Annotated in this window: 19 protein-coding genes; 14 read left to right on the top strand and 5 right to left on the bottom strand. The window is 74.5% G+C overall.

Annotation, left to right across the window (positions count from 1 at the left end; all coding sequences use genetic code 11):
* Positions 1-7 precede the first annotated feature (7 nt).
* The 6 genes from sppA (at position 8) to IT347_12460 (ending at position 7913) form a co-directional block, all read left to right on the top strand.
* Entirely contained in the window at positions 8-2437 is a 2430-nt protein-coding gene (gene sppA / locus IT347_12435) for a signal peptide peptidase SppA (GenBank protein ID MCC6350386.1), read from the top strand.
* Positions 2438-2771: 334 nt separating this feature from the next.
* Positions 2772-3569, top strand: a complete 798-nt coding sequence (otsB, locus tag IT347_12440) for a trehalose-phosphatase (GenBank protein ID MCC6350387.1) — start codon at positions 2772-2774, stop codon at positions 3567-3569.
* Between the two features lie 25 nt (positions 3570-3594).
* Entirely contained in the window at positions 3595-5220 is a 1626-nt protein-coding gene (locus tag IT347_12445) for a trehalose-6-phosphate synthase (protein MCC6350388.1), read from the top strand.
* Positions 5217-5918, top strand: coding sequence for a hypothetical protein (locus IT347_12450; GenBank protein ID MCC6350389.1), 702 nt, complete (start codon positions 5217-5219; stop codon positions 5916-5918). The genes IT347_12445 and IT347_12450 overlap by 4 nt, the downstream gene beginning before the upstream one ends.
* The gene (locus IT347_12455) at positions 5911-6678 is read left to right on the top strand and encodes a hypothetical protein (GenBank protein ID MCC6350390.1); all 768 of its coding nucleotides are present in this window, start codon (positions 5911-5913) and stop codon (positions 6676-6678) included. Before IT347_12450 ends, IT347_12455 begins: the two co-directional genes overlap by 8 nt.
* Complete coding sequence (locus IT347_12460; GenBank protein MCC6350391.1) at positions 6675-7913, top strand: glycosyltransferase; 1239 nt, start codon at positions 6675-6677, stop codon at positions 7911-7913. Before IT347_12455 ends, IT347_12460 begins: the two co-directional genes overlap by 4 nt.
* A 58-nt stretch (positions 7914-7971) precedes the next feature.
* Here the strand turns inward: IT347_12460 and IT347_12465 are convergent, their stop codons facing one another.
* The 3 genes from IT347_12465 to IT347_12475 all read right to left on the bottom strand — a co-directional run bounded on the left by IT347_12465 (position 7972) and on the right by IT347_12475 (position 11497).
* Positions 7972-8694: a hypothetical protein gene (locus IT347_12465; protein MCC6350392.1), complete on the bottom strand. Its 723-nt coding sequence runs from the start codon at positions 8692-8694 to the stop codon at positions 7972-7974.
* Between the two features lie 137 nt (positions 8695-8831).
* Positions 8832-10820, bottom strand: a complete 1989-nt coding sequence (locus IT347_12470) for a hypothetical protein (GenBank protein MCC6350393.1) — start codon at positions 10818-10820, stop codon at positions 8832-8834.
* Positions 10817-11497 (bottom strand): DUF2306 domain-containing protein, encoded by a 681-nt coding sequence (locus IT347_12475; GenBank protein ID MCC6350394.1) that lies wholly within the window; start codon positions 11495-11497, stop codon positions 10817-10819. Before IT347_12475 ends, IT347_12470 begins: the two co-directional genes overlap by 4 nt.
* Positions 11498-11713: 216 nt before the next feature.
* On the opposite strand from IT347_12475, the gene IT347_12480 reads away from it, so the two are divergent.
* The 4 genes from IT347_12480 (at position 11714) to IT347_12495 (ending at position 17094) form a co-directional block, all read left to right on the top strand.
* The gene (locus IT347_12480) at positions 11714-12955 is read left to right on the top strand and encodes a metallophosphoesterase (GenBank protein ID MCC6350395.1); all 1242 of its coding nucleotides are present in this window, start codon (positions 11714-11716) and stop codon (positions 12953-12955) included.
* Positions 12952-15834 (top strand): AAA family ATPase, encoded by a 2883-nt coding sequence (locus tag IT347_12485; GenBank protein ID MCC6350396.1) that lies wholly within the window; start codon positions 12952-12954, stop codon positions 15832-15834. Before IT347_12480 ends, IT347_12485 begins: the two co-directional genes overlap by 4 nt.
* 73 nt (positions 15835-15907) lie before the next feature.
* On the top strand, positions 15908-16666 hold the full coding sequence (locus IT347_12490; protein MCC6350397.1) for a peptidylprolyl isomerase: 759 nt from the start codon (positions 15908-15910) through the stop codon (positions 16664-16666).
* The gene (locus tag IT347_12495; protein ID MCC6350398.1) at positions 16663-17094 is read left to right on the top strand and encodes a hypothetical protein; all 432 of its coding nucleotides are present in this window, start codon (positions 16663-16665) and stop codon (positions 17092-17094) included. Before IT347_12490 ends, IT347_12495 begins: the two co-directional genes overlap by 4 nt.
* A 159-nt stretch (positions 17095-17253) precedes the next feature.
* Here the strand turns inward: IT347_12495 and IT347_12500 are convergent, their stop codons facing one another.
* Positions 17254-17682 carry a hypothetical protein gene (locus IT347_12500; GenBank protein MCC6350399.1) on the bottom strand — a complete coding sequence of 143 codons (429 nt, stop codon included), beginning with the start codon at positions 17680-17682 and terminating at the stop codon, positions 17254-17256.
* 197 nt (positions 17683-17879) lie between these two features.
* On the opposite strand from IT347_12500, the gene IT347_12505 reads away from it, so the two are divergent.
* The 4 genes from IT347_12505 (at position 17880) to IT347_12520 (ending at position 23183) form a co-directional block, all read left to right on the top strand.
* Positions 17880-18494, top strand: a complete 615-nt coding sequence (locus IT347_12505) for an RNA polymerase sigma factor (protein MCC6350400.1) — start codon at positions 17880-17882, stop codon at positions 18492-18494.
* Positions 18491-19048 (top strand): hypothetical protein, encoded by a 558-nt coding sequence (locus IT347_12510; protein MCC6350401.1) that lies wholly within the window; start codon positions 18491-18493, stop codon positions 19046-19048. The genes IT347_12505 and IT347_12510 overlap by 4 nt, the downstream gene beginning before the upstream one ends.
* A gap of 79 nt (positions 19049-19127) precedes the next feature.
* Positions 19128-21212 (top strand): thioredoxin domain-containing protein, encoded by a 2085-nt coding sequence (locus IT347_12515; protein MCC6350402.1) that lies wholly within the window; start codon positions 19128-19130, stop codon positions 21210-21212.
* Positions 21213-21230: 18 nt separating this feature from the next.
* Positions 21231-23183 (top strand): thioredoxin fold domain-containing protein, encoded by a 1953-nt coding sequence (locus tag IT347_12520; protein MCC6350403.1) that lies wholly within the window; start codon positions 21231-21233, stop codon positions 23181-23183.
* Between the two features lie 79 nt (positions 23184-23262).
* On the opposite strand, the gene IT347_12525 is transcribed toward IT347_12520, so the two are convergent.
* Positions 23263-23748: a hypothetical protein gene (locus tag IT347_12525; protein MCC6350404.1), complete on the bottom strand. Its 486-nt coding sequence runs from the start codon at positions 23746-23748 to the stop codon at positions 23263-23265.
* Positions 23749-23928: the final 180 nt, after the last annotated feature.

A 23928-nucleotide genomic window follows, 5' to 3' on the forward strand; every position in this document is an offset into this window, starting at 1 on the left:
GTCCGACGTGCGACCGCTCGCCGCCGCAGCCACCCTCGCGCTCCTCGCGCTGGCCGCCGCGCGCGCGGACGCGACCGCGCCCACGCCGAACCTGCCGCTGGCGCTGTACGGCGACGAGGGCGTCGCCACCACCGACGACGCGCGCGCGGCGCTCTTCAATCCCGCGGGGCTCGGGGTGCGTTATCCCGCCGAGCTGTTCGTGGGCTTCTCGCACGCGGGGCCGAAGCAGGAGTGGAACACGACGCTGCTTTCGGCGGGCGGCTTCGGGTTCATCGCCCTGCGGCAGCGCGACACGACGCAGACCTACGGGCTCGCGTTCGCGGCGGGTGGCGAGAAGCTGCGCGCGGGCTGGGCGCCCTACTGGGTCGTGACCGGCAAGGCGATCGGCCGCGCGACGACGCCCGACCACCGCTTCGGGCTGCTGTCGCGCCCGTCCCCGTGGCTGTCGGCGGGCGCGGTCGTCGAGCACGTCCTGCGCCCGAAGTTCCGCGGCGACCGTCTCGCCCGCGAGTACACGCTCGGCGTGGGGCTGCGCCCGCTCGCGCTGAACCGCGCGCGCGCGCACGACCTGGGCACGCGCCTGACGCTCGGCGCCGACGTCACGCTGGTCGAGGACGGCGACTGGTCGCAGGCCCGCTCGCGCGTGACCGCCGAGCTCGAGCCCGTGCCGGGCCTGGCGCTCGCGGCGAGCGTGGCCGACCACCGCGAGCTGCGCGTCGGCCTGACGCTGCGCGGCGTCGGCGGCTCGCTGCACGGCGGCACCGCGCGCGCCGGCGACCGCCGGCTCTACGACCACTGGGCGGTGTCGCTGCACGCCGGCGAGGAGCCATCCGTTTTCGCCGCGAAGTCCGAACGCCGCGTCGCGGTCGTGCGCGCGGGCGGGCTGCTCGCCGACGAGGCGCTGGGTGGCGGCCTGCTGGGCGGCGCTTCCACGGTCGCGGGCGCGCCGCTGCACGCGCAGCTTCGGCGTGCGCTCGAGGACCCGCTGGTGCGGGGCGTGCTGCTCGATCTGCGCGGCGTCGCCGGCATGGCGCAGCTCGAGGAGCTGCGGCCGCGCGTGCAGGCGTTGCGGCTCGCCGGCAAGCCGGTCGTCGCCTTCCTCGAGACCGGCGGCGGGCGCGGCGATCTCTACCTCGCCAGCGCCTGCGACCGGGTGTTCACCACCGAGGAGGCCGACTTCACCGGCCTCGGGCTGCGCGTCGAGCGGCGCTACTACCGCGAGTTCCTCGCCGGGCTGGGCCTGCGCATGGACCGGGTGAGCGTCGGCGACTACAAGTCCGCGTTCCGCAACTTCAGCGTGGACTCGACCGGCGCCGCCGACACCGAGTCCATCGAGCGGACGCTCGACGTCTCGCAGGCGCTGTTCACCGAGGCGCTGGCGCAGGGGCGCGGCGTCCCGCGGGAGCGCTTCGCGCACGTGCTCGACGGCCGCGCCTGGCCGGCCGCGGACCTCGTCGCCGCCGGGCTCGTGGACTCGGTCGGCTGGCGCGAGGACGCGCTGCGCGCGCTCGGACGCCTCGCCGGGCTGGGACCGAAGCCGCGCACGGTGAACCTGCGCCGCGCGCCGCTCGCCGGCCGCGAGTGGACGCGGCGCTCGCCCGTCGCGGTCGTCTACGCGGGCGGCGCGATCGAGACCGGGCGCAGCGGCGGAAGCCTGCTCACGGGGCCGTACATGGGCAGCGAGACCATCATCGCCCAGCTCGAACGAGCGTTTCGCGCGCCCGGCGTGCGCGCCGTGGTGCTGCGCATCGAGAGCCCGGGCGGCTCGGCCATCGCCTCGAACCTGATGGACCACGCGGTCACGCGTCTCAAGCGCGAGACCGGCAAGCCGTGCATCGTCTCGATGGGCTCGGTCGCCGCCAGCGGCGGCTACTACATCGCCGCGCACGGCGACCGCATCTTCGCCGACCGCGCGACGCGCACCGGCTCGATCGGCGTGCTGTTCGTGAAACCCTCGCTCGAAGGCTTCTACGCGAAGCACGGCATCCGGCAGGACGACTTCGAACGCGGCGCGTACATGGCCGGCGGATCGCCCGCCCGCGACTGGACGCCCGCGTTCCAGGCCTCGGCCGACTCGGCCATCCGCAGGCACTACGACCTGTTCGTCGCCCGCGTCGCGCAGGGCCGCGGACTCGATCCCGCCGACGTGTACCGGGCGGCGCAGGGCCGCGTGTGGCTCGGCGACGACGCGCGCGAGCGCCGGCTCGTGGACGAGATCGGCGGCTTCGAGGCCGCGCTCGCCGAAGCGCGCCGGCGCGCGGGCGTGCCGCCGGGCGAGAAGATCCGCCTCTTCGAGCTGCACCGGCCCCGCGGCGGCTTCCTCGAGCGGCTGGTCCGCGGCTGGGTCACGGAGACGCTCGAACGCGACGCGTCGCTGCGCTCGCTGCGCGGCGCGCAGCTTCGCGACGCCGAGTGGCTCGAGGGGCTGGAGGAGTAGCGCCGGGCGTCGCGGCGGACTTCGCGATCCCCGCGAAGGGCGACTCGGCGCGCCGCACGGTCCTGCGCGTCCCCGAAAGCGCCCGCGCGCCGGAGCCCACGGACAAGCCCACGCAAATTTCCGCGGCCGCGGCGCGATTCCTCCGCGGGTTGCCGCGCGATCGCGCCCCGGGCCTGTCGCGGGCGCTGCCGGGTTTCTGGTAGACAGGCGGAAGGCCGCTGGCCGACCCTCCGCGGTGATCGCTCGCGAAGCCGCTTCGTCCTGGTCCGTTCCGAACCGCCCGTCCGGGCGCGACGAACCGTCGCCGCCCCCGGTCGCCGGCCAAGGAGGCGCGATGATGCCGGTTCCCCCGCTTCGAACCGGGCTCGAAGGCTTCCCGCCGGAAGTCTGGAAGCGCATCCGGGGCGCGAACCACCGGCTGCTGCTGCTCGACTACGACGGCACCCTCGCGCCCTTCGAGGTCGAGCGCATGAGCGCGCGGCTTCCCGAGCGCACGGCGCGCGCGATCCGGCGCATCGTCCGCGAAGCGGGGGACGTGGTCGCCATCGTCTCGGGCCGCCCGCTCGCCGAGCTCGAGGCGCTCGCGGGCGACCTGCCGATCCATCTCGTCGGCTCCTACGGTTGGGAGCGGCGCACGGCCGAGGGCGAGCGCATCGTCGTCGCGGTGCCGCATCTCGTCGCCGAGCGCCTCGCGCTCGCCCGCACCGCCGCCGCGGAACAGGGCTGGGGCGATCGGCTCGAAGCCAAACCCGCGGCGGTGATGCTGCACACGCGCGGGCTCCCGGAGGCCGAGGCGCGGCGGATCGAGAGCGCCTGCGAGGCCCTGTGGCGGCGGCTGTTCGTGCGCGAAGGACTCGAGCTGCTGCACGCCGACGGCGGGCTGGAGCTGCGCGCGACCGGTTTCGACAAGGGCCGGGTGGTGCGCGAGCTGACGCGAGCGCACGCCGGCTCGCGCGTGGTCGTGTTCATCGGCGACGACGCGGGCGACGAGAGCGCGTTCGAGGTCCTTCGCGACGGCGGCATCACCGTGCGCGTCGGCGCCGACGCGCGGCCGACGCGCGCGCTGTGGCGTCTGGAGTCTCCCGGGGCCGTGTGCTCGCTGCTCGAACGCTGGGCCGAGTCGGTCCACTGATCCACCCGCACCCCCGGAGGCGGACATGGGACTGATGCACAACCTGCGGCGCGCCTCGCGGCGCGCGGCGGCGAGCGCCGAGCGCCGCGCGGGGCTGCCGCCGCACGCGACGCGCGAGTCGCTCGCCGAATGGGCGCGCCGCCACCTCGGCAGGCGGCGCGTGGTGATCGTCTCGAACCGCGAGCCCTACTCGCACGAACAGGGACCGGAGGGGCTCCTCTGGCAGCGAAACGCCGGCGGACTCACCGTCGCGCTCGACGCCGTCGCGCAGGCGGTCGGCGGGGTGTGGGTCGCGCACGGCAGCGGCGGCGGCGATCGCGAGGCGGTGGACGAGCACGACCACGTGCGCTGCCCGCCCGACCGGCCGGCGTACACGCTGCGCCGGTTGTGGCTGTCGGCCGAGGATCACGAACGCTACTACGCGGGGTTCGCCAACGGCGCGCTCTGGCCGCTGTGCCACATCGTCTACGTTCGGCCCCGCTTCGAGCAGGCGGACTGGCTGCGCTACGAGGACGTGAACCGGCGCTTCGCCGAGGCGGTGCTCGAGGAGATCGGCGACGAGCCGGCGTTCGTGTTCATTCAGGACTATCACCTCGCGCGCGTCGCCCCGTACCTGCGCCGGGCGCGGCCGGACCTGCGCATCGCGCTCTTCTGGCACATCCCGTGGCCGAACGCCGAGGTCGTGCGACGGCTGCCGTGGCGGAACGAGCTGCTCGAGGGCCTGCTCGCCTGCGACCTCGTCGGCTTCCACATCCCTTACCACGCCCAGAACTTCCTGAGCACGGTGGCCGACTCGCTCGAGGCGCGCGTGGACTTCGAGCACAACGCGGTCGTCTGCGGAGGACGGCGCACGTGGGTGCGGCACTTCCCGATCGGGACCGATCCGGACGAGATCGGCGCCATGGCCGAGCGGCCGGCGACGGCGCGCGCCATCGAGGCGTGGAGAGCCGAGCTCGGGCTGGGCGACGCGCTCGTCGGCCTCGGCATTGACCGGCTCGACTACACCAAGGGGATCCCGGAGCGGCTCGAAGCGCTCGAGCGCTTCTGGGAGCTGCATCCCGAGTGGGTGGGACGCTTCCGCTTCGTGCAGGTCGCGGTGCCCTCGCGCATCGAGCTCGAGGAATACCAGGCGATCGGCACGCGGGTGCGCGCGCTGGTGCGGCACATCAACGGGCGTTTCGCGCCCGCGGGCCCGCCGCTCGTCCACCTCATCGAGCGCAACCTCGACTTTCCCAGCCTCGTGCCGCTCTACCGCATGGCCGACCTGTGCATGGTGACCTCGCTGCACGACGGCATGAACCTGGTGGCCAAGGAGTACGTCGCCGCCCGGACGGATCACGGCGGCGCGCTGGTGCTGTCGCCGTTCACCGGCGCCGCGCGCGAGTTCCTGCGCGCGTGGATCGCCTCGCCCTACGATCGCGAGCGGCTCGCCGAGACGATCGCGGCCGCGCTCACCGAGGATCCGGAGGCGCGCGCCGCGCGCATCCGCGACCTGCGCACGGCCGTGCACCGCCACACGGTTTACGATTGGGCCACCGAAGTCCTCGACACGGCGCTGCGCATGGAGACCGCGTGGCCCGCCGAAACGTCCGCCGGCGGCGCCGGCCGCACGAAGGCGCCGGTGCGGCGCCGGAAAGGAGCCGGATCATGATCGGCAGCATCGGAATCGCCTGGATGCCCCTCGACGAGCTGATGCAGCAGCTCCGGTCGTTCGCCGACGCGGTGGTGCAGGGTCTGCCGTCGTTCCTGCTCGCGGTCGTCGTCGTGGCCGTGGGCTGGCTGATCGCCTCGCTCGTCGCCCGGCTGCTGCGCGCCGTGCTGCGGCGCGGCGGCTTCAGCAGCGGCGCCCGCAGCCTGCTCGGCCACCGGGCGCTGGGCGCGCACGATCCCGCCCACGTGGCGGCGAGCCTGGTGAAGTGGCTGCTGGTCGCCATCGCCGCGCTGCTGGCGCTCGACCTGCTGGGCTTCCAGCTCGGACAGGAGCTGGCGATGCGGCTGCGCGACGCGCTGCCGCGCGTGGTGGCCGCTTCGATCCTGCTGGTGGTCGGCAGCCTGGTGGCGATGCTGCTGGGCGCGGGCACGCAGCGCTTCTTCGAAAGCGCCGGTGTGTCGGGGGCGCGGCTGCGCGGGCAGGTCGTGACGGGCGTGTTCACCTTCTTCGCGATGATGGTCGCGCTCGAGCAGCTCGGCTTCGCCGCCCACTTCGTGACCGCGCTCGGCCTCGTGCTCGCCGGAACGCTCGGGCTGACGCTCGCCCTCGCGGTCGGGATCGGCTGCCGCGAGCTGGCGCGGGACTTCGTGATCGAATACCTGAAGACGATGGACGAGGAAAAGCGCGAGCGTGACTGAGGACGCCGCCATGCGACCGTTCGAGCTGACGGGCGTCGTGTACCTCACCGCGCCGACCGGGGCCGTCGCGACGACGCTCGACGACCTGCGGCGGTGCGTCGCCGACGCCGCGCCGGCGTCGCTCTTCCGCCACACGCAAATGCAGCGCCTCGACGCCCACGGCGCGGAACCGCCCGCCGACGAGCTGAGCGCGTGGGTGCGCGGCGTCGTGCAGGACGCCGAGACGGCCGAGCGCATCGGCTTCGTCGTGCAGACCGCTCCGCCCGGCGCCGAGCCGCTGCGCGCCCGGCTGCTCGAGGCGCTCGACACGCTGCCGGCCGCCGCGCGCGAACGCCGCGCCGCGCCCGAAGGCGGCGCGTTCGCGTTCCTCGCCGCGCGCGCCGTGCCGATCCGCGCGGGAGCGCCCGCGCGGGACGCGCGCGAGCTGGCCCGCGCGCTCGAACGAGCGACGCGCGACGTGTGGTTCCACCATCTCGTCGAGGAGCCGTGGTTCGCCGGCGGCGAGCCCGCGCTGCTCGCCTGGCTGCGGGCCGCGGGCGGCGAGGCGCTGGCCGAAACGCTCGCGCGCGAGACGCGGCGCCGCACTTCGATCGACGCCCTTCGCGCCGCCGTCCGCCGGCACGACCGACGCGCCGGCATCGCCGGGCGCGTGCTCTCGGGCGAGACGGCCGCCACGGCCGCGGACGCCGCGGGCATGCGCTCGCTGGTCCGGCGTCTGGCGCGGCGCCTGGCGGGCGCCGATGCGCGGAGGGGCGCATGATCGTGGACGTCGGTCCGGCGCGCGCGGAGTGGCTGCGGGCGATTCGCGAAGCGGCCGGCGAGGACGCGTTCGGCCAGCTCGAGAACCTCGCGCGCTCGCTGCGCGGCCACCGGCTGGCGATGGTCAACTCGACGGCGACCGGAGGCGGCGTGGCCGAGATCCTCCACCGGCTGGTGCGCCTGCTGAACGGGCTGGGCGTGGACACGCGCTGGCACGTGCTGCCCGGCGACGAGCGCTACTACCGGATCACCAAGGCGATCCACAACGGCCTGCACGGCGCGCCGGCGGTGATCACGGACGACGACTGGCGCCACTTTCTCGAGGTCGCCTCCGCCGGCGCCGCCGGGCTCGGGCTCGACGCCGACCTGGTGCTCATCCACGATCCGCAGCCGGCCGCGCTCGTGCAGATGCTGCGCCGGCCCGGGCAGCCGTGGGTCTGGCGCTGCCACATTGACCTGTCCGCGGCCGACCGCCTCGTCTGGCAACGGCTCGCGCCCTACGTCGCGGCCTACGACGCGACGATCTTCTCGCACGCGGCGTTCGTGCCCCCGCTGCCGATTCCGGCCTACCTCGTGCCGCCCTCCATTGATCCGCTGTCGGACAAGAACCGCGAGCTCGACGAGGCGGAACAGGAGCGGCTGCTCGCGCCGTTCGGACTGCCCGACGACGTGCCGCTCGTCACCCAGGTGTCGCGCTTCGACCGGCTCAAGGATCCGATCGGCGTGCTCGAGGCGTTCGACCTCGTGAGCCGCGAGGAATCGGCGCACCTCGTGCTGGCGGGCGGAGCCGCGGACGACGACCCCGAGGGCCGCGAGGTGCTGGCGGAGGTGCGCGCCCGCGCCGGCGACCGGCGCGACGTCACGCTGCTCGATCTGCCGCCGGACGCCCATCTCGTGATCAACGCGCTGCAGCGGCGCTCGGCGGTGGTCGTGCAGAAGTCGCTGCGCGAGGGCTTCGCCCTGACGGTCGCCGAGGCGCTGTGGAAGCGCCGCGCGGTGGTCGCCGGAGCGGTCGGCGGCATCCCGCTGCAGGTGCTGCACGAGCGCACCGGCCTGCTGGTGCGCAGCGTGCCGGGCTGCGCGTACCAGATCACGCGGCTGCTGCGCTCGCCGGAACTGCGCCGGCGCCTCGCGCTCGCCGGCCGCGAGCACGTGCGCCGGCACTTCCTGCTGCCGCGCGAGGCGTGCGACTACCTCGCCGTGTTCGCCTCGCTCGCCACCGCCGCCCGGACCTGAGCCGCCGACTCGTCCGGCGGGCGGGCCGCGCCGGTGGCGCCGACCCGCCGCACGCCCGTCAATCCGCGAAGCCGTCGCGGCGCAGCGCCTCGCTCCAGGGTCCGTCCGGCTCGCGGGCGATGGCGCGCGACGCCCAGAAGCGCGCCTCGCGGTCGCGGCCCAGCGCGCGCAGCACGCGCGCGCGGTCGTACAGCGCGTGCGGGTACTCCTGCTGTGTCGAGTCCACCATCGCGAACTGCGCCGCCGCCTCCAGCCACAGCGCGCGCGCCCGTCCCGGCTCCGCGGTCCGGTCCGCCTCGAGCGCGAGCGCCACGCCCGCCCCCAGCCGGCCCTCGCCGTAGTGCGGCGCCAGCTCGCACGCACGCCGATAGCGCGCGAGCGCGCGCGGGAAGTCGTGCACGGCCAGATCGAGCGCCGCGAGCGCCGCCAGCAGCCGCGCGTCGCCCCCGCGCCCGAGCGAGTCGAGTCGCGCGCGCGCGCGCGCGACCCGCGCGAGCATCGCCCGGTCGGGCGCGTCGTTCACCGGCTCGCCGCCCAGCAGCGCGGCGTGCCAGCGCAGCTCGTTGGTGCGCACGCTCACACCGGCGACGCCGTCCGCGGCCGCCCGGGCGGCCGGACCCTCGGGCAGGCCGCGCGGGTTCTGCTTCGGCAACACCAGCGAGACGATCCCCAGCACCAGCAGCGCGGCCAGCACCGCCACGAACACGACCGTGGGCAGCACGCGCCAGCGCAGGCGCTTCTCGATCCCGGCGATGGGCGGCGGCAGCGGAGATTCGGTCATGGGCGCGAAGGATAGAAGACGGGCGGGGGCTCCGAAAGGCGGCCGGGTGGATCGCGCGGGGGGCTTGCCGGTCGGCGCCTGCATCCGGCGCGTCGGGCCGCGCGCCGGGCGATCCGCCGGCGCGCCCCGGGCGAACCCTACCTGCGCCGTGGCGCCCCGCGCGACGCGCCGGACTCGGCGAGCGCCTTGCGCATCAGCGCGGCGTTCTGCTCCGCGCGCTCGCGCAGCTCGTCGGTGGTCGCCAGCGCCTTCGCGCGCTCGAACGCCGCCAGCGCGGCGGCCGGGTCGTTGCGCCGGTACGCCTCGAGCGCGGCCTCGTATTCGATCATGCCCGCCAGGTCCGCGAGCCTCGCCGAGGCCTCGCCGCGCAGCCGCTCGTCGCCGGCCGAATCGCGGGCGGCCGTGAACGCGGCGCGGGCGTCCAGCAGCCGGCTCGCACGCAGCGCGCGCACGCCGTCGTTGTAGCGGTCCACCCAGCGCTGGCGCTGGCGTGCCGCCGCGAGCTGCGTGCGAAGCGAGCGCACCGCGCCCAGCGTCGGCTCGTCGTCGTGCGTCGCCTCGGTGCGGTCGAGCAGGCGGTCGAGCGCGGCGTACTCGCCGGCCTTCGCCAGCGCCGTCGCCGAGTCCCGGAAGGCGTCGTAGTCGAGCATCGCGCCGGTCGCGGCGCGGATCTCGCGGTCCTGCACGAGGCCGCCGTGCGAGGCCAGCACCTCGCGCGCCCGCTGCGCCTGGCCCGTATGGCTGAGCGCCGCGGCCCACGCGGAGGCGATGGGGCCGTCGAACGGCAGCGCCGCCGAGGCGGTCGCGAGCGCGCGCATCGCCCGCGGCGTGAGCCGGTCGCCCGCGAGCGCGGCGCGGCCGTACCAGCCGAGCGCCACGGCGTCGGTGGAATCGCGCTCGACGCTGCGCTCCAGCAGTCCGTACGCCTCGCCGACGAGCTTCGGCTCGGCCGGGTCCTGGCCGGCGGCCTGCATGAGCAGCGCGCCGCCGGCGACCGACAGCGCCAGCGCCGAAGCGTCGTCGCGCGCGGCCACCTCGCGAAAGCGCAGCAGCGCCTCCTGCGGTCGCCGCTCGCGCTGCTCGAGCAGCCCCAGCCCGGCCAGCGCGAGCCCCGGCTCGGCGGTCTCGCCGCGCCCGGACTCGAGCAGCGTCCGGATCGCCTGCGCGTCGCCCGCTTCATCGAGCACGCCCCACAGGCCGAGCTGCGTCGCGACCTCGGACTCCCGCGCGGCGCGAATCGCGACCGGCAGCTCGCCGGGCGGCACGGTGAGCCGGATGTTCCAGCCCGTGAGGCGCTCCGCGGACGCGTAGCCGGAGAGCTTGCCCGGGATCTCGTCCCAGTTCTCGCCGGGGAAGGCGTCCGCGAACGCCCGGCGTGGCGCCACGCCGGCCGCGATCGCCTGCGCCAGCTCGCGAAAGTGGGCGGTGCGGCCGTCGAGGCGCGTCAGGTAGTGCACGAGCGTCCACGACTCGGCGTAGAACATCGCCTTCGCGTCGCCGTCCCGCGCGTAAACCGGCGAGTCGCGGTCCACCGCGAACAGCTCGTCGAGCGTGAACGGCCGCTCGCGCTCGACCACGTACTGGTGCCAGGGAATCGCGTCGCCGTAGTGGCCGCCGCTCGCGCCCGCGCGCCAGGTGCTGAAGAACTCCGCGAGCCCCTCGTTCAGGCACAGCGGCGCGCGCCCGAGCGCCGCGTCGGCGATCGCGTGCAGCAGTTCGTGGTGCGCGACCATGCGCCCGCGCTCGTCGTAGCCCGCGAAGGCGATCCACGTACCGAAGGGCAGCTTGTGGGCGAGCCCGGCGACCTGCGCGCGCTTGCCGTCGCGCACCGGCAGCAGCGGCAGGAAGTCGCGCTTCGCGGGCACCGCCACCATCGTCACGCGCTGGCGCGCGCGCGCGCGCACGCCGAAGCCTTCCACTTCGAGCACGACCGCCATGCTCTCGAGGTTGCGGGCCAGGCGCAGCACCGAATCGGCCTCGGCCTTCGCGTAGAGCACGAAGTGGGGCGTCGAGGCGCGCCACCACAACTCGGCGGCGCCCGCCGGCGTGCCCGCGAGCAGGACCGCGAGCGCGAGCAGCGCGGCCGCGGCGGGCGAACGCCGCGCGCCGGGGGACGCGAGCGTCACGCGGCGGGCTCCGCCGCGCGCAGTCCCGCGGGGCCGCCCGGGCGGTTGAAGAACCTCTCCGCGACGAGCAGGTTCGGCACCCAGCAGAGCCAGGCGATGGCGGGGTAGGCCGTCTCGAAGGGCAGGCCCGAGACGACGGACAGCGGAATCCACAGCCTCAGCGTCACGGCCGCGAACGACAGCGCGTAGTTGCGCACCATCCACCGGCGGTGCGTGGCGAAGTCGCGCGCGCGCACCGCGCGGAAGGCCCGATACCCGGTGAAGAGCCAGCCGAACGCGAGGCCGCCGAAGCCGAGCCGCGAGACCGGGCCGCCGAACGCGTGCAGCGCCAGGTAAAGGCCCGAGAGTCCGCCCGCCAGCACCCCGATCGCGAGGTACAGGCGGCCCGTCAGCCGGTGCAGTGCCGGCCGCCGCGCGCGCAGCCTGCTCACGAACTGGAAGGGGCCGAGCGCGAGCGCGAACATCGCGGCGAAGACGTGCGCGTAGACCGCCGCGCGCTGCGCCGTGAACGACGGACGCATGGCCGGATGAACGGCGGCGCCGAGCGGGAGGAGCGAGTAGGCGACGAGCGCGTAGGCCGCGACCCCGAGCGAAAGGAACGCGAGCGCGGTGAAGCCGGCGCGACGAGCCGCGCCGCGCCCGGGTGGCCGGCCGAAGTCCGAGGTCGTGTCCGGCATCGGCGCGAGTCTATCCACGGAGAGCCGCTCGCGGCCAGGGTTCGTTGCTCCGGCCGCGCGGCGACGGGGCCGGAGTCCGGGCGCTTTTCCCGCTCAATGGCCGCGCGCCGGCATTGCCCCGACCCGCTGGCAGTTGGTAACTTGCGGCTCGATTCGCCGCGCCGGGCATCGCGCCCGGAGCGGGAGCCTTCCTCACCGGATGAGGACGTTCGCCGCATGGCCCTCGCGCGATTCCTGCAGGTTTCGGACCTGCACCTCGGGAAGCCCTTTGCCTGGCTGCCCGCCGACCGGCGCGAGGACCGCCGCCGCGACCAGCAGCGGGCGCTCGAGCAGGCGATCGCGCAGGCGATCGAGCGGGGCGCGCACGCCATCCTCGTGCCCGGCGACCTGTTCGACTCCGTCAACGTCGAAGCCGGGCTGCTGACCTTCGCGGTCAAGGCGTTCGCGGTCGCCGGCTGCCCGCCGGTCTTCATCTCGCCCGGCAACCACGACCCGGCGAGCGCGACGAACGCGGCCTGGAGCCAGCGGCTGCTGCAGGCGCGCGGCATCGCCTGGCCGGCGCACGTGCACGTCTTCGACACGCCGTCCTGGACGGCGGCGACGGTGCCGAGGCTGCAGGGCGTGCGCGTCTGGGGGCGCGGCTTCGCGGCCAACGTCGAGAGCGCCGAGCGGCCGCTCGCGAAGGAGGCGCTCCGCGAGGTGACCGGAACCAACCCGCTCGGTTTCGAGATCGCCGTCTTTCACGGCTCGCGCGAGGGCTTCTGCCCGCCGGGACAGAAGGTGACCGCGCCGTTTTCCGACCCCGAGATCGCCGCCTCGCCGTTCGTCTACCACGCCGTCGGCCACTACCACACGCTCCAGCGTCTCGAGCAGCCGCTCGCCGAGGGCGTCAACTCCGCCGGCGCGCGCCTGGCCTACGCCGGCTCGGGCGTCTCGCTCGACCTGACCGAGACCGGCATCCACGGCGCGCTCGAGGTGCGGATCGAGTACGGCCACCGCATGCCGTTCATCGAGGTCGAGCCGATCGAGCTGGACCGCCGCCGCGTGTACGACCTGAACGTGGACGTGACCGGCTCGGCGAGCGCGGATGCGATCGACCGCCGGGTCCTGAAGGCGCTCGACCTGGCGGGCGCGGGCGAGCTGGACCTGGTGACCGTGCGCATCGCCGGCCGGCTCTCGGCGGGCGTGCGCTGGTCCGGCCCGGGCTCCGACCTGCGCGACCGCACGTTCCACGGGCGCTTCGACACCACCGGCGTCCGGCCCGACTACGACCTCGCCTCGTATCGCGGCTCGGAGGCGAAGACGACCGAGGAGCGGTTCGCGCGCGAGCTGCTCTCGCGGATGGACGCCGAGTCCGATCCGGCGCGCCGCGCGATGCTCGAGCGCGCGCTCTACCACGGCCTCGACGCCTTCAAGCTGCGCGAGGTCGCCCCGGCCTGGGACGAGGTCGCGAAGTGAAGATCCTGCGCCTCAAGGTCGCAGGCTTCGGCCCGCTGCGCGGCGAGTGGAACTTCTCGACCGTCAAGGCCAACGTGGTCGTGGACGACAACGAGCGCGGCAAGACCTCGATGCTCGCCGCGATCGCGGCCGCGCTCTACGGGCTCGAGGACGACAAGCGCTCCCACCGCGTGCTCACCCCGCTCGAGCGCTGGCGGCCGTGGACGAGCGGGCCCTACGGCGTCGAGATGGATCTGGACGTCCTCGGGCGGCGCTATCGCATCGTGCGCGACTTCGAGCGCGGAACCGTCGCGGTCTTCGACGGCGCCGGCCACGAGGTCACCGCCGAGTTCCTCGAGGGCAGGGACCAGTACCCGGTCGGACGCAGGCTGCTCGGCGTGGATTCGGCCGAGTTCGAGAAGTGCTCGTTCCTGCGTCAGGGCGAAATGGACGGCGTCGTGCCCGGCGACGAAAGGGCCCGCCGCGCCTCGACGCTGCGCGCCCGGCTCGAGAACGCCGCCGACACGCACATCGGCGACACCAACGCTTCCGAGGCGATGCGCGTGCTCGAGGAGGCGCTGCGCCGCTACGAGTCGCCGGAGCTCGAATCCACGCTGACGGTGGACGTGGCGCTCGACCGCCTCGAGGCGAAGCGCCGGCTGGTCGAGAGCGAGCTGCACGACCTCGACCACCAGCTGGTGCTGGCCCAGGTCCCGCTCGAGTCGCTGGCGCAGATGGCCGAGGACGAGAACGGCCTCAAGGACCAGCTCCGCCGGCTCGAGGCCGAGCGCCACGCCGGCATGGCCGCCGAGATCCGCCGCCAGATCGAGGACAACGATCGCGGCCGCGAGGAGCTGCGCCGGCTCGAGGCCGAGGCCGCCGAGCTCGAGGCCGTCGCGCAGATGCCGGCCAACATCGAGACCGAGCTGCGCGAGACGGTCGCGCGCTTCGAGGAGGGCCAGCGCAACCTGCAGACGTTCGAGACCCGCCGCCGCGAGGAGTGGACCGCCGAGCGCGAGCAGATCGACGCGGTGCTGGCCGAACGGCGCGCCTACGACAGCTTCAGCGAGGAGGACGCGCGCCGCTGCGACGCGCTCGCCGTCGAGCTGCGCCGCGTGGCGGTCGAGGACGCGCACCAGCGCAACCAGGTGTTCGTCCTTCGCGACCAGCTCGCGGCGCAGGGCTACGAGCCCGAACGCATCCAGTTCCTGCGCGGGCGCTTCAGCTCGATGCCCGAGGAGCAGCAGCGGCTGCTGCGCCAGCAGACCGACTCGAGCCTGCAGTTCCAGACCGAGGTCGCGCAGCTCGAGCAGGAACGCACCGGGGCGACCGAAGCGCTGCGCGCGCTCGACGCGCACCGCAGCGCCCGCCGCGTGCCCGGCTGGTTCTCGCTCGCTCTCGGCCTGGGCGGCGTGATCGCCGGCGGCGTGGCGTTCGCGCTCAAGTCCGCGCCGCTCGTGTGGGGCGCGCTGTTCGGCGCGGGCGGCGTGGTGGCGCTCGCGGGCGTCGCGATGCTCGCGATCGGCGGGCGCGCGCAGGCGGCCGAGCGCGACGCGGCCCTGCGCCGGCTGGCCGAAGCGCAGCGGCGGTTGAACCAGCTGCGCACTCAGCGCGGCGAGAACGAGGCCGGGCTCGCCGAGATGGCGCGGCTGATGGGCTACCGCGACGCCGTGGACCTGATGCGGCACTGGAGCGAGTTCGCCCGCCTGCAGGAGGACAGCTCGCCGCTGCTGCGCGCGCAGGAGCAGCTCGCGCAGGCGGAGTCGCAGCGGCAGGCCGTGTTCGAGGAGTCGAGGCAGCTCCTGCGCGCGGCCCCCGGCTCGGCGCCCACGCCCGAGCTGCTCGAGAAGGCGGCCTACGAGGCGCGCCTGGCCATCAACGCGCGCAAGCGGCTCGATCAGCTCGACCGCAACTGGGAGCTGGTCGAACGCGAGCGCCGCGTGGACGAGGCCGCGGTCGCGGGCCTGCGCGAGCGCGCGGTGCGCATCCTGCAGAGCGCCGGACTCACGTACGACCCCGAGAAATCGTGGAGCGAGAACGTGGACGCGCTCGCCCGGCGCTCGGGGGACCGGCTGCGCTGGACGATCCTTTCCGAGGAGCTGATTCCGGCCGCCCGCAAGCGCCTGCTGCCGGAACTCGAGATCGAGCAGCGACGCCAGAGGATCGCGATGCTCGAAGCGGGCCGCGAGCACATCACCTCGCCGCGCCAGCCGGACGAGATCGAGGTCGAGGCCCGGCAGTGCCGCGCGCGGCTCGAAGAGACCCAGCAGCGGCGCGGGGACCTGCGGCTCGAGGTCGAGGAAGTCTGGCGGCGGCACACGCAGCTGCGTCCCGAGCTCGAATCGCAGCTCGAGCGGCTCGCCCGCGCGCTCGCCCGCGCGAAGACCTTCAAGGAGAGCGTCGAGCTCGCCCGCGCGACCATCCAGAAGGTGGCGACCGACACGCATCGCAAGTGGGCCGACTTCCTCAATGCCCGCGTCGGCGAGCTGCTCACGGGCTTCGGCGCGCAGGTGAACCAGCTTCGCTTCGGCGAAGACCTCGACTTCTCGGTCCAGCTCGAGGGCGGGCCGCTGGTCTCGCGCGGCAAGGCCCACCTGCAGCTTTCGGCCGGCGCGCGCGACCAGCTCTACTTCGCGGTCCGCCTGGCGGTGAGCGAGTTCCTTTCGCGCGGCGGTGAGCCGCTGCCGCTGCTGCTCGACGACGCGTTCGCGACGAGCGACGACGCGCGGCTTCAGGCCGGCATGAAGACGCTGGTCGAGGGCCTCGCGGGCGGACACCAGGTGATCCTCGTGACCTGCCACCGGGGCCGCTACATGGACCTGAAGCGCCTCGACCCCGAGCTCTACCGGGAGCGCGTGAACTGGCTGGACGTCGGCGCCGGCACGCCGGCCTCCGCCTGAAGGTGACGCGACGCACCGCCTGAGCCGCACGCTCGCGCCGCGTGCGCGTCCGCGCGGCGGGGAAGTCCGCGGCGTGCGGGCGGAGCAGGCGCCGAACCCGTCGCCCCGCGATCGCGCGGGGAGTCGCCGCCGGCCGCTTCGGGCGCTCGCGCTGCTCCTCGCGTTCGCCGCGCTGACCGCGGTCGCGCCGCGCGAGCGAAGGGTGCTGCCGACGGATCTGCCGCTCGGTCAGGCGGCGCCGGACAGCTTCCTCGCCAGCTTCGAGACCACGAAGGGCCGCTTCGTCATGAAGGCCGTGCGCGCCTGGTCGCCGCTCGGCGTGGACCGGCTGTGGCACCTGACGCGCTCGGGCTACTTCGACGGCCTGACGATCTATCGCGTCGGCGAAACGATGAGCGTCCGCGGCGGGCGCGTGGTCCAGTTCGGCACCAGCGGCGACACGGCCGTGAGCCATGCGTGGGAGCGGGCGACGTTCGCCGACGAACCGGTCGTGCGAACGCACCGCGCCGGCGCCGTCAGCTTCGCGCGCGGCGGGCCCGGCACGCGCGGCGTCGAGATCGCGATCAGCACGAACGCCAGCGCCGCCCTCGACACCGTGCGGTACCTGGGCGTCACCGGCTTCCCGGTCGTCGCCGAGGTGGTCGGGGGGCTGGACGTGCTCGGCCGGCTGAACGGCGAGCACGGCAACGCGCCCATCGCGGGCGATTCGCTGTCGATCGCCGGCGGGGCATGGCTCGAACGCGCCTTTCCGCGCCTCGACCGCATCCGCACGGCCCGCATCGTGAAGTCGTGGGGAGGCGGACGGCGGCGGGTCGCCGGGGCGAAGCGGTGAAGCTCGTCTCACGTTACGCCGGGCCGCTGCACGCGCTCGCGATCCTGTGGCTGCTGCTGTCGCGTCAGCTGCTGTCGCGATCGCCCGGGGTGATCGCCGTGCAGGTGGCGGCGGTCGCGCTGTCGGTCTGGGCGCGGGCCGCGTTTCCGCCGGGACAGTTCAGCGTCCATCCCGAACCGAAGCAGCCGCGGCTCATCGAGGCGGGCCCCTACCGCTGGCTGCGGCACCCGATGTACACCGCCGCGCAGGCGCTCGTCTGGTCGGGCGCGCTCCAGCACCGCACGGTCGTCAATCTCGCGATCGCCGCCGCCCTGCTCGCCGCCGTGATCGTGCGCATCGCCGACGAGGAGAAGCTGCTGCGGGAGCGGATCCCCGGCTACGCCGACTACGCGCTCCGCACGAAGCGCTTCGTGCCGTTCGTGTTCTAGCGGACATTCAGCGATTCGGCAGCAGGGGCTCGACGGCGGCCCGCTTGCTCGGCTTCCTGCCTCGCCGCGCTGCATCCACTCGGACTCTCGCCATCCATGGCTTCGCCCTCGCCGGACGCACCGTCGTCGAGCCCCTGCTGCCGAATCGCTGAAACCGATTCAGACCGGCATCTTCACCGCGCGCGAGCCGAGCAGCAGGGCGGCGCCGATCGAGAAGGGGATCGCGCCGACGGCCCAGACGTTGTCGTTGCCGGCGACCTGGCCGAGCAGCAGCGCGAGCGCGAGCCCGAAGAACGCGAACACCAGCCCGGCGATGATGAGGCGCTGGCGGCGGCGCGCGACGAGGATGCGCTCGTCGCCGGCGCCGTTGCCGAACGCGAGGGCCAGCGCGTGCTCGGAGACCGCCGGCAGCTTGCCGGGCTCGACGCCGCGTTCGATCATCGCGATGCGTTCGCGCTGCACCAGCTCGACCAGCCGCTGGCGCTGGTAGCTGCGAAAGATGCCCGACACGATTCCACCGAGGATGGCCGTGCCGCCGAGGATGATTCCGCCCCCCACGACGAGCGCACCGACGTCTTCTCCGCCCATGGTCTTCCCCCTTGTGAGTGGTTCCGGCGCGGCGGGGGCCGCGGCCGTTCGATCCGTTTCGCCTGCTTGGACGGCGGCCGGGCGGCCGCGGTTTCAGCCCGGGCGGCCGGAGCCGGGCGCCGGCGGCGAGGTCGGTCCGCGCCGCGCCGGCAGGAACGCCGAAACCCCGGCCGCCCGGCCGCCGTCCAAGAGGCGTGATGGCCATCACGACCACGCTCGAGCAGGCCGCCGCCGCGGCTCCGGCCGCTGAGGATCCGGTGCCCGCTCCCGACGCCGGGGAACACGCGCTGATCGCGCGCGCCCGCGCGGGCGAGTCGGCGGCATTCCGCGAGCTCGTCGAGCGGCACCAGGGCCGCGCGCTCGCGCTCGCGCGGCGTCTGCTGCGCGACGAGGCGGAGGCCGAGGAGTGCGCGCAGGACGCCTTCCTGCGCGCCTGGTCGGCGCTGCCCGGCTTCCGCGCCGAGTCGAGCTTCGGCACCTGGCTGCACCGCATCGTCCATCGCCGCGCGCTCGACCGGCTCGACTCGCTGCGCACACGCCGCCGCCACGAGTCGGCGGCTCCCTCGTGGCCCGAGGAAGGCGCGCGGCCCGCGGCCACGGGGGCCGCCTCGGACGAGCGCGTGCGCCGGCTGGTGGACGCGCTGCCGCACACGCAGCGCGCGGCGGTCACGCTCTTCTATTTCGAGGACCGCTCCGTGCGGGAGGCGGCGCGGGTGCTCGGCATGCACGAGAACACGGTGAAGACGCACCTGCACCGGGCGCGCGCCTCATTGCGCGCCGCCTGGGCGCGCGAAGAGGAGAAATCGCGATGAACTGCGGAACGTTCCTGCTGGCGCTCGAGGCCGGCGACGCCGCGTCGCTGAGCCGCGAGGCGCTCGCGCACGCGGAAGGCTGCACGCTGTGCGGCCGCGCGCTCGCCGAAGCGCGCGACCTCGAGCGCGCGCTCGCGTCGCATCTGTCCGCCGCGGACGAGACCGTGCCCGCGGGTTTCACCGACCGGCTCATGACGCGGGTCGAACGCATGCCGCAGGTCCGCCTCGCGCCCTCGGACGTCGCGCGCGCCAGCCTCGCGGCGCTCGCGACGCCGCCCATCGCCGCGTCGCTGGCGGCCGGCGTGGCGCTGCTCGGCTTCGCCGCCGCGAACGATTTCGATCCGGTCCGCATCGGCGCGGCCACCGGCGGGGCCCTCGCGCCGCTCGCCCGCGTCGCCGACGCCGTCGCCCGGCCGCTGACCGCCACCGGGCTTTCCGGCGTGATCGCCGACGCCGGGCTCGTCGCCGGCCTGCTGCCGCTCGCCGCGGCGCTGCTCGCCGCCGCCTGGTGGCTGGGCCGGCTGATCGGCGAGAAGAGCCCGCGGGCGCTGTAGTTCGGGCCGGGGCCCCCGCGGCACCGCGCCAGACGTTTCCTGACACGGCGTGCCGCGCGGCCGGGCATAATCGCCGCCCATGTCCGCGCCCAACCGACTCGCGCTCGAGAAGAGCCCCTACCTGCTGCAGCACGCCCACAACCCCGTGGACTGGTACCCGTGGGGCGAGGAGGCGTTCGCGCGCGCGCGCGCCGAGGACAGGCCCATCTTCCTTTCGATCGGTTACGCGACCTGCCACTGGTGCCACGTCATGGAGCGCGAGTCGTTCGAGGACCCGGAAGTCGCCGCCGCGCTGAACGCGCACTTCGTGTGCATCAAGGTGGACCGCGAAGAGCGGCCCGACGTGGATCGCGTCTACATGACCGCGATGCAGGCGGCCGGCATGGGCGGCGGCTGGCCGCTCAACGTGTTCCTGACCCCGCAGCTCGAGCCGTTCTACGGCGGCACCTACTTTCCTCCGCGCGCCGTGGACTCGCGCCCGGGCATGCTTGAGCTGCTGCCGCGCGTGCACGAAGCATGGACGAACGAGCGCGCGGCGCTGGTCCAGCAGGGTTCCCGCGTGCTCGCCGCGGTGGAATCGCTGGCGCGGGCCGGGGGCGAAGCGGCCGCGTACGACGAGCTGGCGCGCCAGTGCGCGGCCGCGCTCGAGCGTTCGTTCGACAAGGCGAACGGCGGCTTCGGCGGGCGGCCCAAGTTTCCCTCGACCGTGAACCTGGCGTTCCTGCTGCGCTGGTGGGCACGCGCGCCGCACGAGCGCGGCAACGCGCTCGACATGGTGCGCGCGCAGCTCGACGCGATGCGGGCGGGCGGCCTGCACGACCACCTGGGCGGCGGCTTTCACCGCTACTCGGTGGACGAACGCTGGCTCGTGCCGCACTTCGAGAAGATGCTCTACGACCAGGCGCTGATCGCCGACGCGTACCTCGACGCGTTCCACGCCTGCGGCGAAACCGCCTACGCCGACACCGCCCGCGGCGTGTTCCGCTACCTGGCGCGCGACCTGACCGGACCCGGGGGCGAGTTCCACTCGGCCGAGGACGCCGACTCCGAAGGCGAGGAGGGCCGCTTCTACGTGTGGACGCCGGCGCAGCTCGCCGGCGTGCTCGGAGGCGAGGAGGCGAGGCTTTTCGCGCTGCGCTACGGCGTGACGCCGCAGGGCAACTTCGAGCACGGCGCGAGCGTCCTGCACGAAGCGCACGCGCTCGACGAGCTCGCGCGCCGGCTCGGCACGGACGCGGCCGGGCTGGGCGCGCGCCTGGCCAGGGCGCGCGCGGCGCTGCTGTCCGCCCGCGAACTCCGGCCGCGGCCGCTGCGCGACGACAAGGTCGTCACCGCCTGGAACGGCCTCGCCATCGCGTCGTGCGCGCGCGGGGCGCGCGTGCTGGGCGAGCCCGCGCTGGCGAAGGCCGCCGCGCGCGCCGCGACGTTCGTCTGGGAGCGGCTGCGCGATCCGGCGGGTGGCGCGCTGCGCCGGCGCTGGCGCGAGGGCGAAGCGGCGGGCGAGGGCCAGCTCGACGACTACGCCTTCCTCGCGCGCGGCATGCTCGAGCTGTACCGCGCGACCTTCGAGCCGCTGTGGCTCGAGCGGGCGGTCGCGCTCACCGAAGCGCAGATCGAGCGTTTCTGGGACGAGCACGACGGCGCGTTCTTCGAAAGCCCCGCGGGCGACGCTTCGGTGCGCGTGCGCATGAAGGACGGCTTCGACGGCGCCGAGATGGCCGGCAACTCGGTCGCCGCCGGGAACCTCGTGCGTCTCTCGGCGCTCGGCGAGCGGCGGGACTGGCGCCTTAAGTCGCGCCGCCTTCTCGACTACTATTCCCGGCGCCTTTCCGGGAACGCCTGGGCGATGCCGCAAATGCTCGTCGCGATGGACCTGGCCGCGCACCCGTCGCGCCACGTCGTCGTCGCCGGCGAGCCGTCGCCCGGGCGGGACGCGCTGCTGGCGGCGGCGCGCGCGCGCTTCCGGCCCTTCGACGACCTGCTGGTGGTGGACGACGCCTCGCGAGAACGCCTTTCGCGCCTCGCGCCGTTCGCCGCGACGCTCGCGCCGAAGGACGGGCGCGCGACCGGCTACGTGTGCGTGGACCGGGCGTGCCGGCTGCCGGTGACGGAGCCGGAGGCGTTCGCAGCTCAACTCGACGAGGTCGCGCCCGCGGGCGCCTGAGAGAGGGGAATGCAAGCGATGAAGCGACTCCTGTGGGCGCTGCTGGCGGTGGCGCTCGGCCTCGCGCCGCTGGCGCACGCGCAGCAGGCGCCGGCGCCGGCCGGCGGCGGCGATGCCGGCGCGCAGGCCGGGGGCGAGGAGCCCGGCGACTCCGGGCCCGCGATTCCGGCCGCGGGCACGCTGGTGCGGGCGAGCGCGACCCCGGTCACGCTCGGGCCCGGCGGCACCGCGACGACGACCGTGACGCTCACCGTGCTGCCCGGCTGGCACATCAACGCCAACCCGCCGGCGCTCGACTACAACATTCCGACCAGGGTGTTCGTACGCGCCGGCTTCGGCGTCTCCGCCGGATCTCCGACGTACCCGGCGCCGAAGAAGGCGAAGTTCGCCTTCGAGGACTCCGAGCTGTGGGTCTGGGACGGCGAGACGAAGGTCACGATCCCGCTCACCGCTTCCGCCGCGCCCGGCAACGGCGTTCACCTCCTGAGCGGTCGCGTCTCGTACCAGGGCTGTAACGATCAGGTGTGCCTGGCGCCCGCGAACGTGCCGTTCACGGTCGCGGTCACGGTGACGGGTGGCGCCGACGGCGCCTTCGACAGCACCGGCCGCCCGCTCGACCGGCCGGCCGGCTCCGACAGCGCCGCCGCGGGCGCGGCGCCCGCGCCGCAGGCCGGCACGGGCTTTTTCACCGAGCGCCCCGCGGGCGCGGGTGCCGCCACCGCACCCGCCGGCGGAGCGGTGCAGAAGCGGCTCAGCGACGCGCTCGCCGGCGGCGGGCTCGCCTGGTTCCTCGCGCTGTTCGTGGGCGGGTTGCTGCTCAACCTGACGCCGTGCGTTTTCCCGATGCTCGGCATCACGGTCTCGATCTTCGGCGCGCGGCGCAAGGAGGCGCTGCCCAAGGTCCTGCGCAACGCGGTCGTCTACGTGCTGGGCATCTGCGTCACCTATTCGGCGCTCGGCGCCGTCGCCGCCGCGACCGGCGGGCTGTTCGGCGCGGCGCTGCAGAACACCTGGGTGCTGGTGGGCCTCGGCCTCGTGCTGGTCGCGCTCTCGCTCTCGATGTTCGGCTTCTACGAGATGTCGCCGCCGACCTGGGTGCTCGACCGTGCGGGCGGCGCGAACACCTCGACGCTCGCCGGCCTGTTCCTCTCGGGGCTGCTCGTCGGCATCGTCGCCGCGCCCTGCGTCGGGCCCTTCGTGGTCGCGCTGCTCGCGATCCTCGCGCAGCGCGCCGATGTCGGCTTCGGGCTCGGCTCGATGTTCACGCTCTCGCTCGGCCTCGGGTTCCCGTACCTGTTCCTCGCCACGTTCTCGGGCTCGCTCCAGAGCCTGCCGCGCGCCGGCGAGTGGATGGAGTGGGTGAAGAAGCTGTTCGGCGTCGTGCTCGCGACGCTGGGCCTCAATTACGTGCTGCTCGGGCTGGCGCCGAAGCTGGCGCCCTACCTGCTGCCGGCCGCGCTGGTGCTGGGCGGGCTCTACCTGGGGTTCATGGAGAAGAGCGCGAACGTCCGCAGGGGCTTCCGGCTCCTGAAGAACGTGTGCGGCGGGCTCGCCGTGCTCGCGGGCGTGTGGCTCACGCTGCAGGTGACGACCGCCGCCTCACGCTCGATCCCGTTCCGGCCCTACGACGAGCAGGCCGTGCAGGCGAGCCTCGCGGGCGGACGACGCGTGCTGCTCGACTTCTCGGCCGACTGGTGCGTGCCGTGCCACGAGCTCGAGCTGCAGACATTCCCGGACCCGAACGTGGTCGCCGCCGCGCGTCCGTTCGACGCCTACAAGGTGGACCTCACGAACGACGACTCGCCCGAGACGATCGCCTTCCGCAAGCGCTACGCGGTGCGCGGCGTGCCGACGATCGTCTTTCTCGCGCCCGACGGCTCCGAGGTGGGCGACACGCGCGTCGAGGGGTTCGTGAACGCGCCCGAGTTCGTGAAGCGGCTGCGGGCCGCGGGCGGCGGCGCGAAGGACTGACGGCCGGCGCAAGACATCGCGGGCCGCCTCGATCGAGGCGGCCCGCGATGTCGGCCTTTGGCGAGGTGTCGCGGCGCCGCTACCGCAGCTTGAAGTGCCAGCCGGCGAGGACCTTGAAGTCCGGGCCGTCGCCCAGGCCGATCTTGCCCTCGACGAAGAAGCGGCTGCCCCGCTGCGTGGGCACGTCGGCGCCGAAGACGATCGTGCCCTCGGCGACGGTGTCGCTGCTGTCGCCGATGGGCCCCGGAGCGTCCCAGCTCACGAAGTGGACCGCGATGCCGCCGCCCGCGTAGGGCTGCCAGCTCATGCCCGAGACGGCGATGCGGTAGTGGAAGTCGCCGTTCAGCGACACGATCGTCATGTCGTCGCCGATGCCGAGGTCCACGCCCGGCACGAAGTCGAGCTGCGGGGCGACGTCGCCCATCTGCAGCTGGCCGCCGAAGACGACCTGGCTCGGGTCGGTCGAGAAGCCGATGTGGGGGCCGAAGGTCTGGAACGGGTTCGCCCACGCGGCGGCCGGCACGAGCGCGGCGACGGCGAGGGTGAGGACGAGCTTGCGGATCATGTCGAGTCCTTTCGTTGTGGAGGGAGCGGCGCGCCGGGCACAAGTAGCACGGCGGGCGCGCGGGACGCAATGCCCGCCGGCTCCGGCGGGGCCGCGCCCGGACGAGCCGGCGCGGCGCCCGTGCGGTTCCGGTTTCGGCGGGCCCGCGCGCTCCGTTAGACTTCCCGCCCGTTCGCCTCC

The sequence above is a fragment of the Candidatus Eisenbacteria bacterium genome, assembly GCA_020847735.1.
Lineage (GTDB): Bacteria > Eisenbacteria > RBG-16-71-46 > RBG-16-71-46 > RBG-16-71-46 > CAIXRL01.

What these genes read in the sequence shown, in the direction of transcription:
- otsB (MCC6350387.1), top strand. Translation starts at nt 2,772, where the DNA reads ATGATGCCGGTTCCCCCGCTTCGAACCGGGCTCGAAGGCTTCCCGCCG.
- IT347_12445 (MCC6350388.1), top strand. Translation starts at nt 3,595, where the DNA reads ATGGGACTGATGCACAACCTGCGGCGCGCCTCGCGGCGCGCGGCGGCG.
- IT347_12450 (MCC6350389.1), top strand. Translation starts at nt 5,217, where the DNA reads ATGATCGGCAGCATCGGAATCGCCTGGATGCCCCTCGACGAGCTGATG.
- IT347_12460 (MCC6350391.1), top strand. Translation starts at nt 6,675, where the DNA reads ATGATCGTGGACGTCGGTCCGGCGCGCGCGGAGTGGCTGCGGGCGATT.
- IT347_12465 (MCC6350392.1), bottom strand. Translation starts at nt 8,694, where the DNA reads ATGACCGAATCTCCGCTGCCGCCGCCCATCGCCGGGATCGAGAAGCGC.
- IT347_12475 (MCC6350394.1), bottom strand. Translation starts at nt 11,497, where the DNA reads ATGCCGGACACGACCTCGGACTTCGGCCGGCCACCCGGGCGCGGCGCG.
- IT347_12480 (MCC6350395.1), top strand. Translation starts at nt 11,714, where the DNA reads ATGGCCCTCGCGCGATTCCTGCAGGTTTCGGACCTGCACCTCGGGAAG.
- IT347_12500 (MCC6350399.1), bottom strand. Translation starts at nt 17,682, where the DNA reads ATGGGCGGAGAAGACGTCGGTGCGCTCGTCGTGGGGGGCGGAATCATC.
- IT347_12505 (MCC6350400.1), top strand. Translation starts at nt 17,880, where the DNA reads ATGGCCATCACGACCACGCTCGAGCAGGCCGCCGCCGCGGCTCCGGCC.
- IT347_12510 (MCC6350401.1), top strand. Translation starts at nt 18,491, where the DNA reads ATGAACTGCGGAACGTTCCTGCTGGCGCTCGAGGCCGGCGACGCCGCG.
- IT347_12515 (MCC6350402.1), top strand. Translation starts at nt 19,128, where the DNA reads ATGTCCGCGCCCAACCGACTCGCGCTCGAGAAGAGCCCCTACCTGCTG.
- IT347_12520 (MCC6350403.1), top strand. Translation starts at nt 21,231, where the DNA reads ATGAAGCGACTCCTGTGGGCGCTGCTGGCGGTGGCGCTCGGCCTCGCG.
- IT347_12525 (MCC6350404.1), bottom strand. Translation starts at nt 23,748, where the DNA reads ATGATCCGCAAGCTCGTCCTCACCCTCGCCGTCGCCGCGCTCGTGCCG.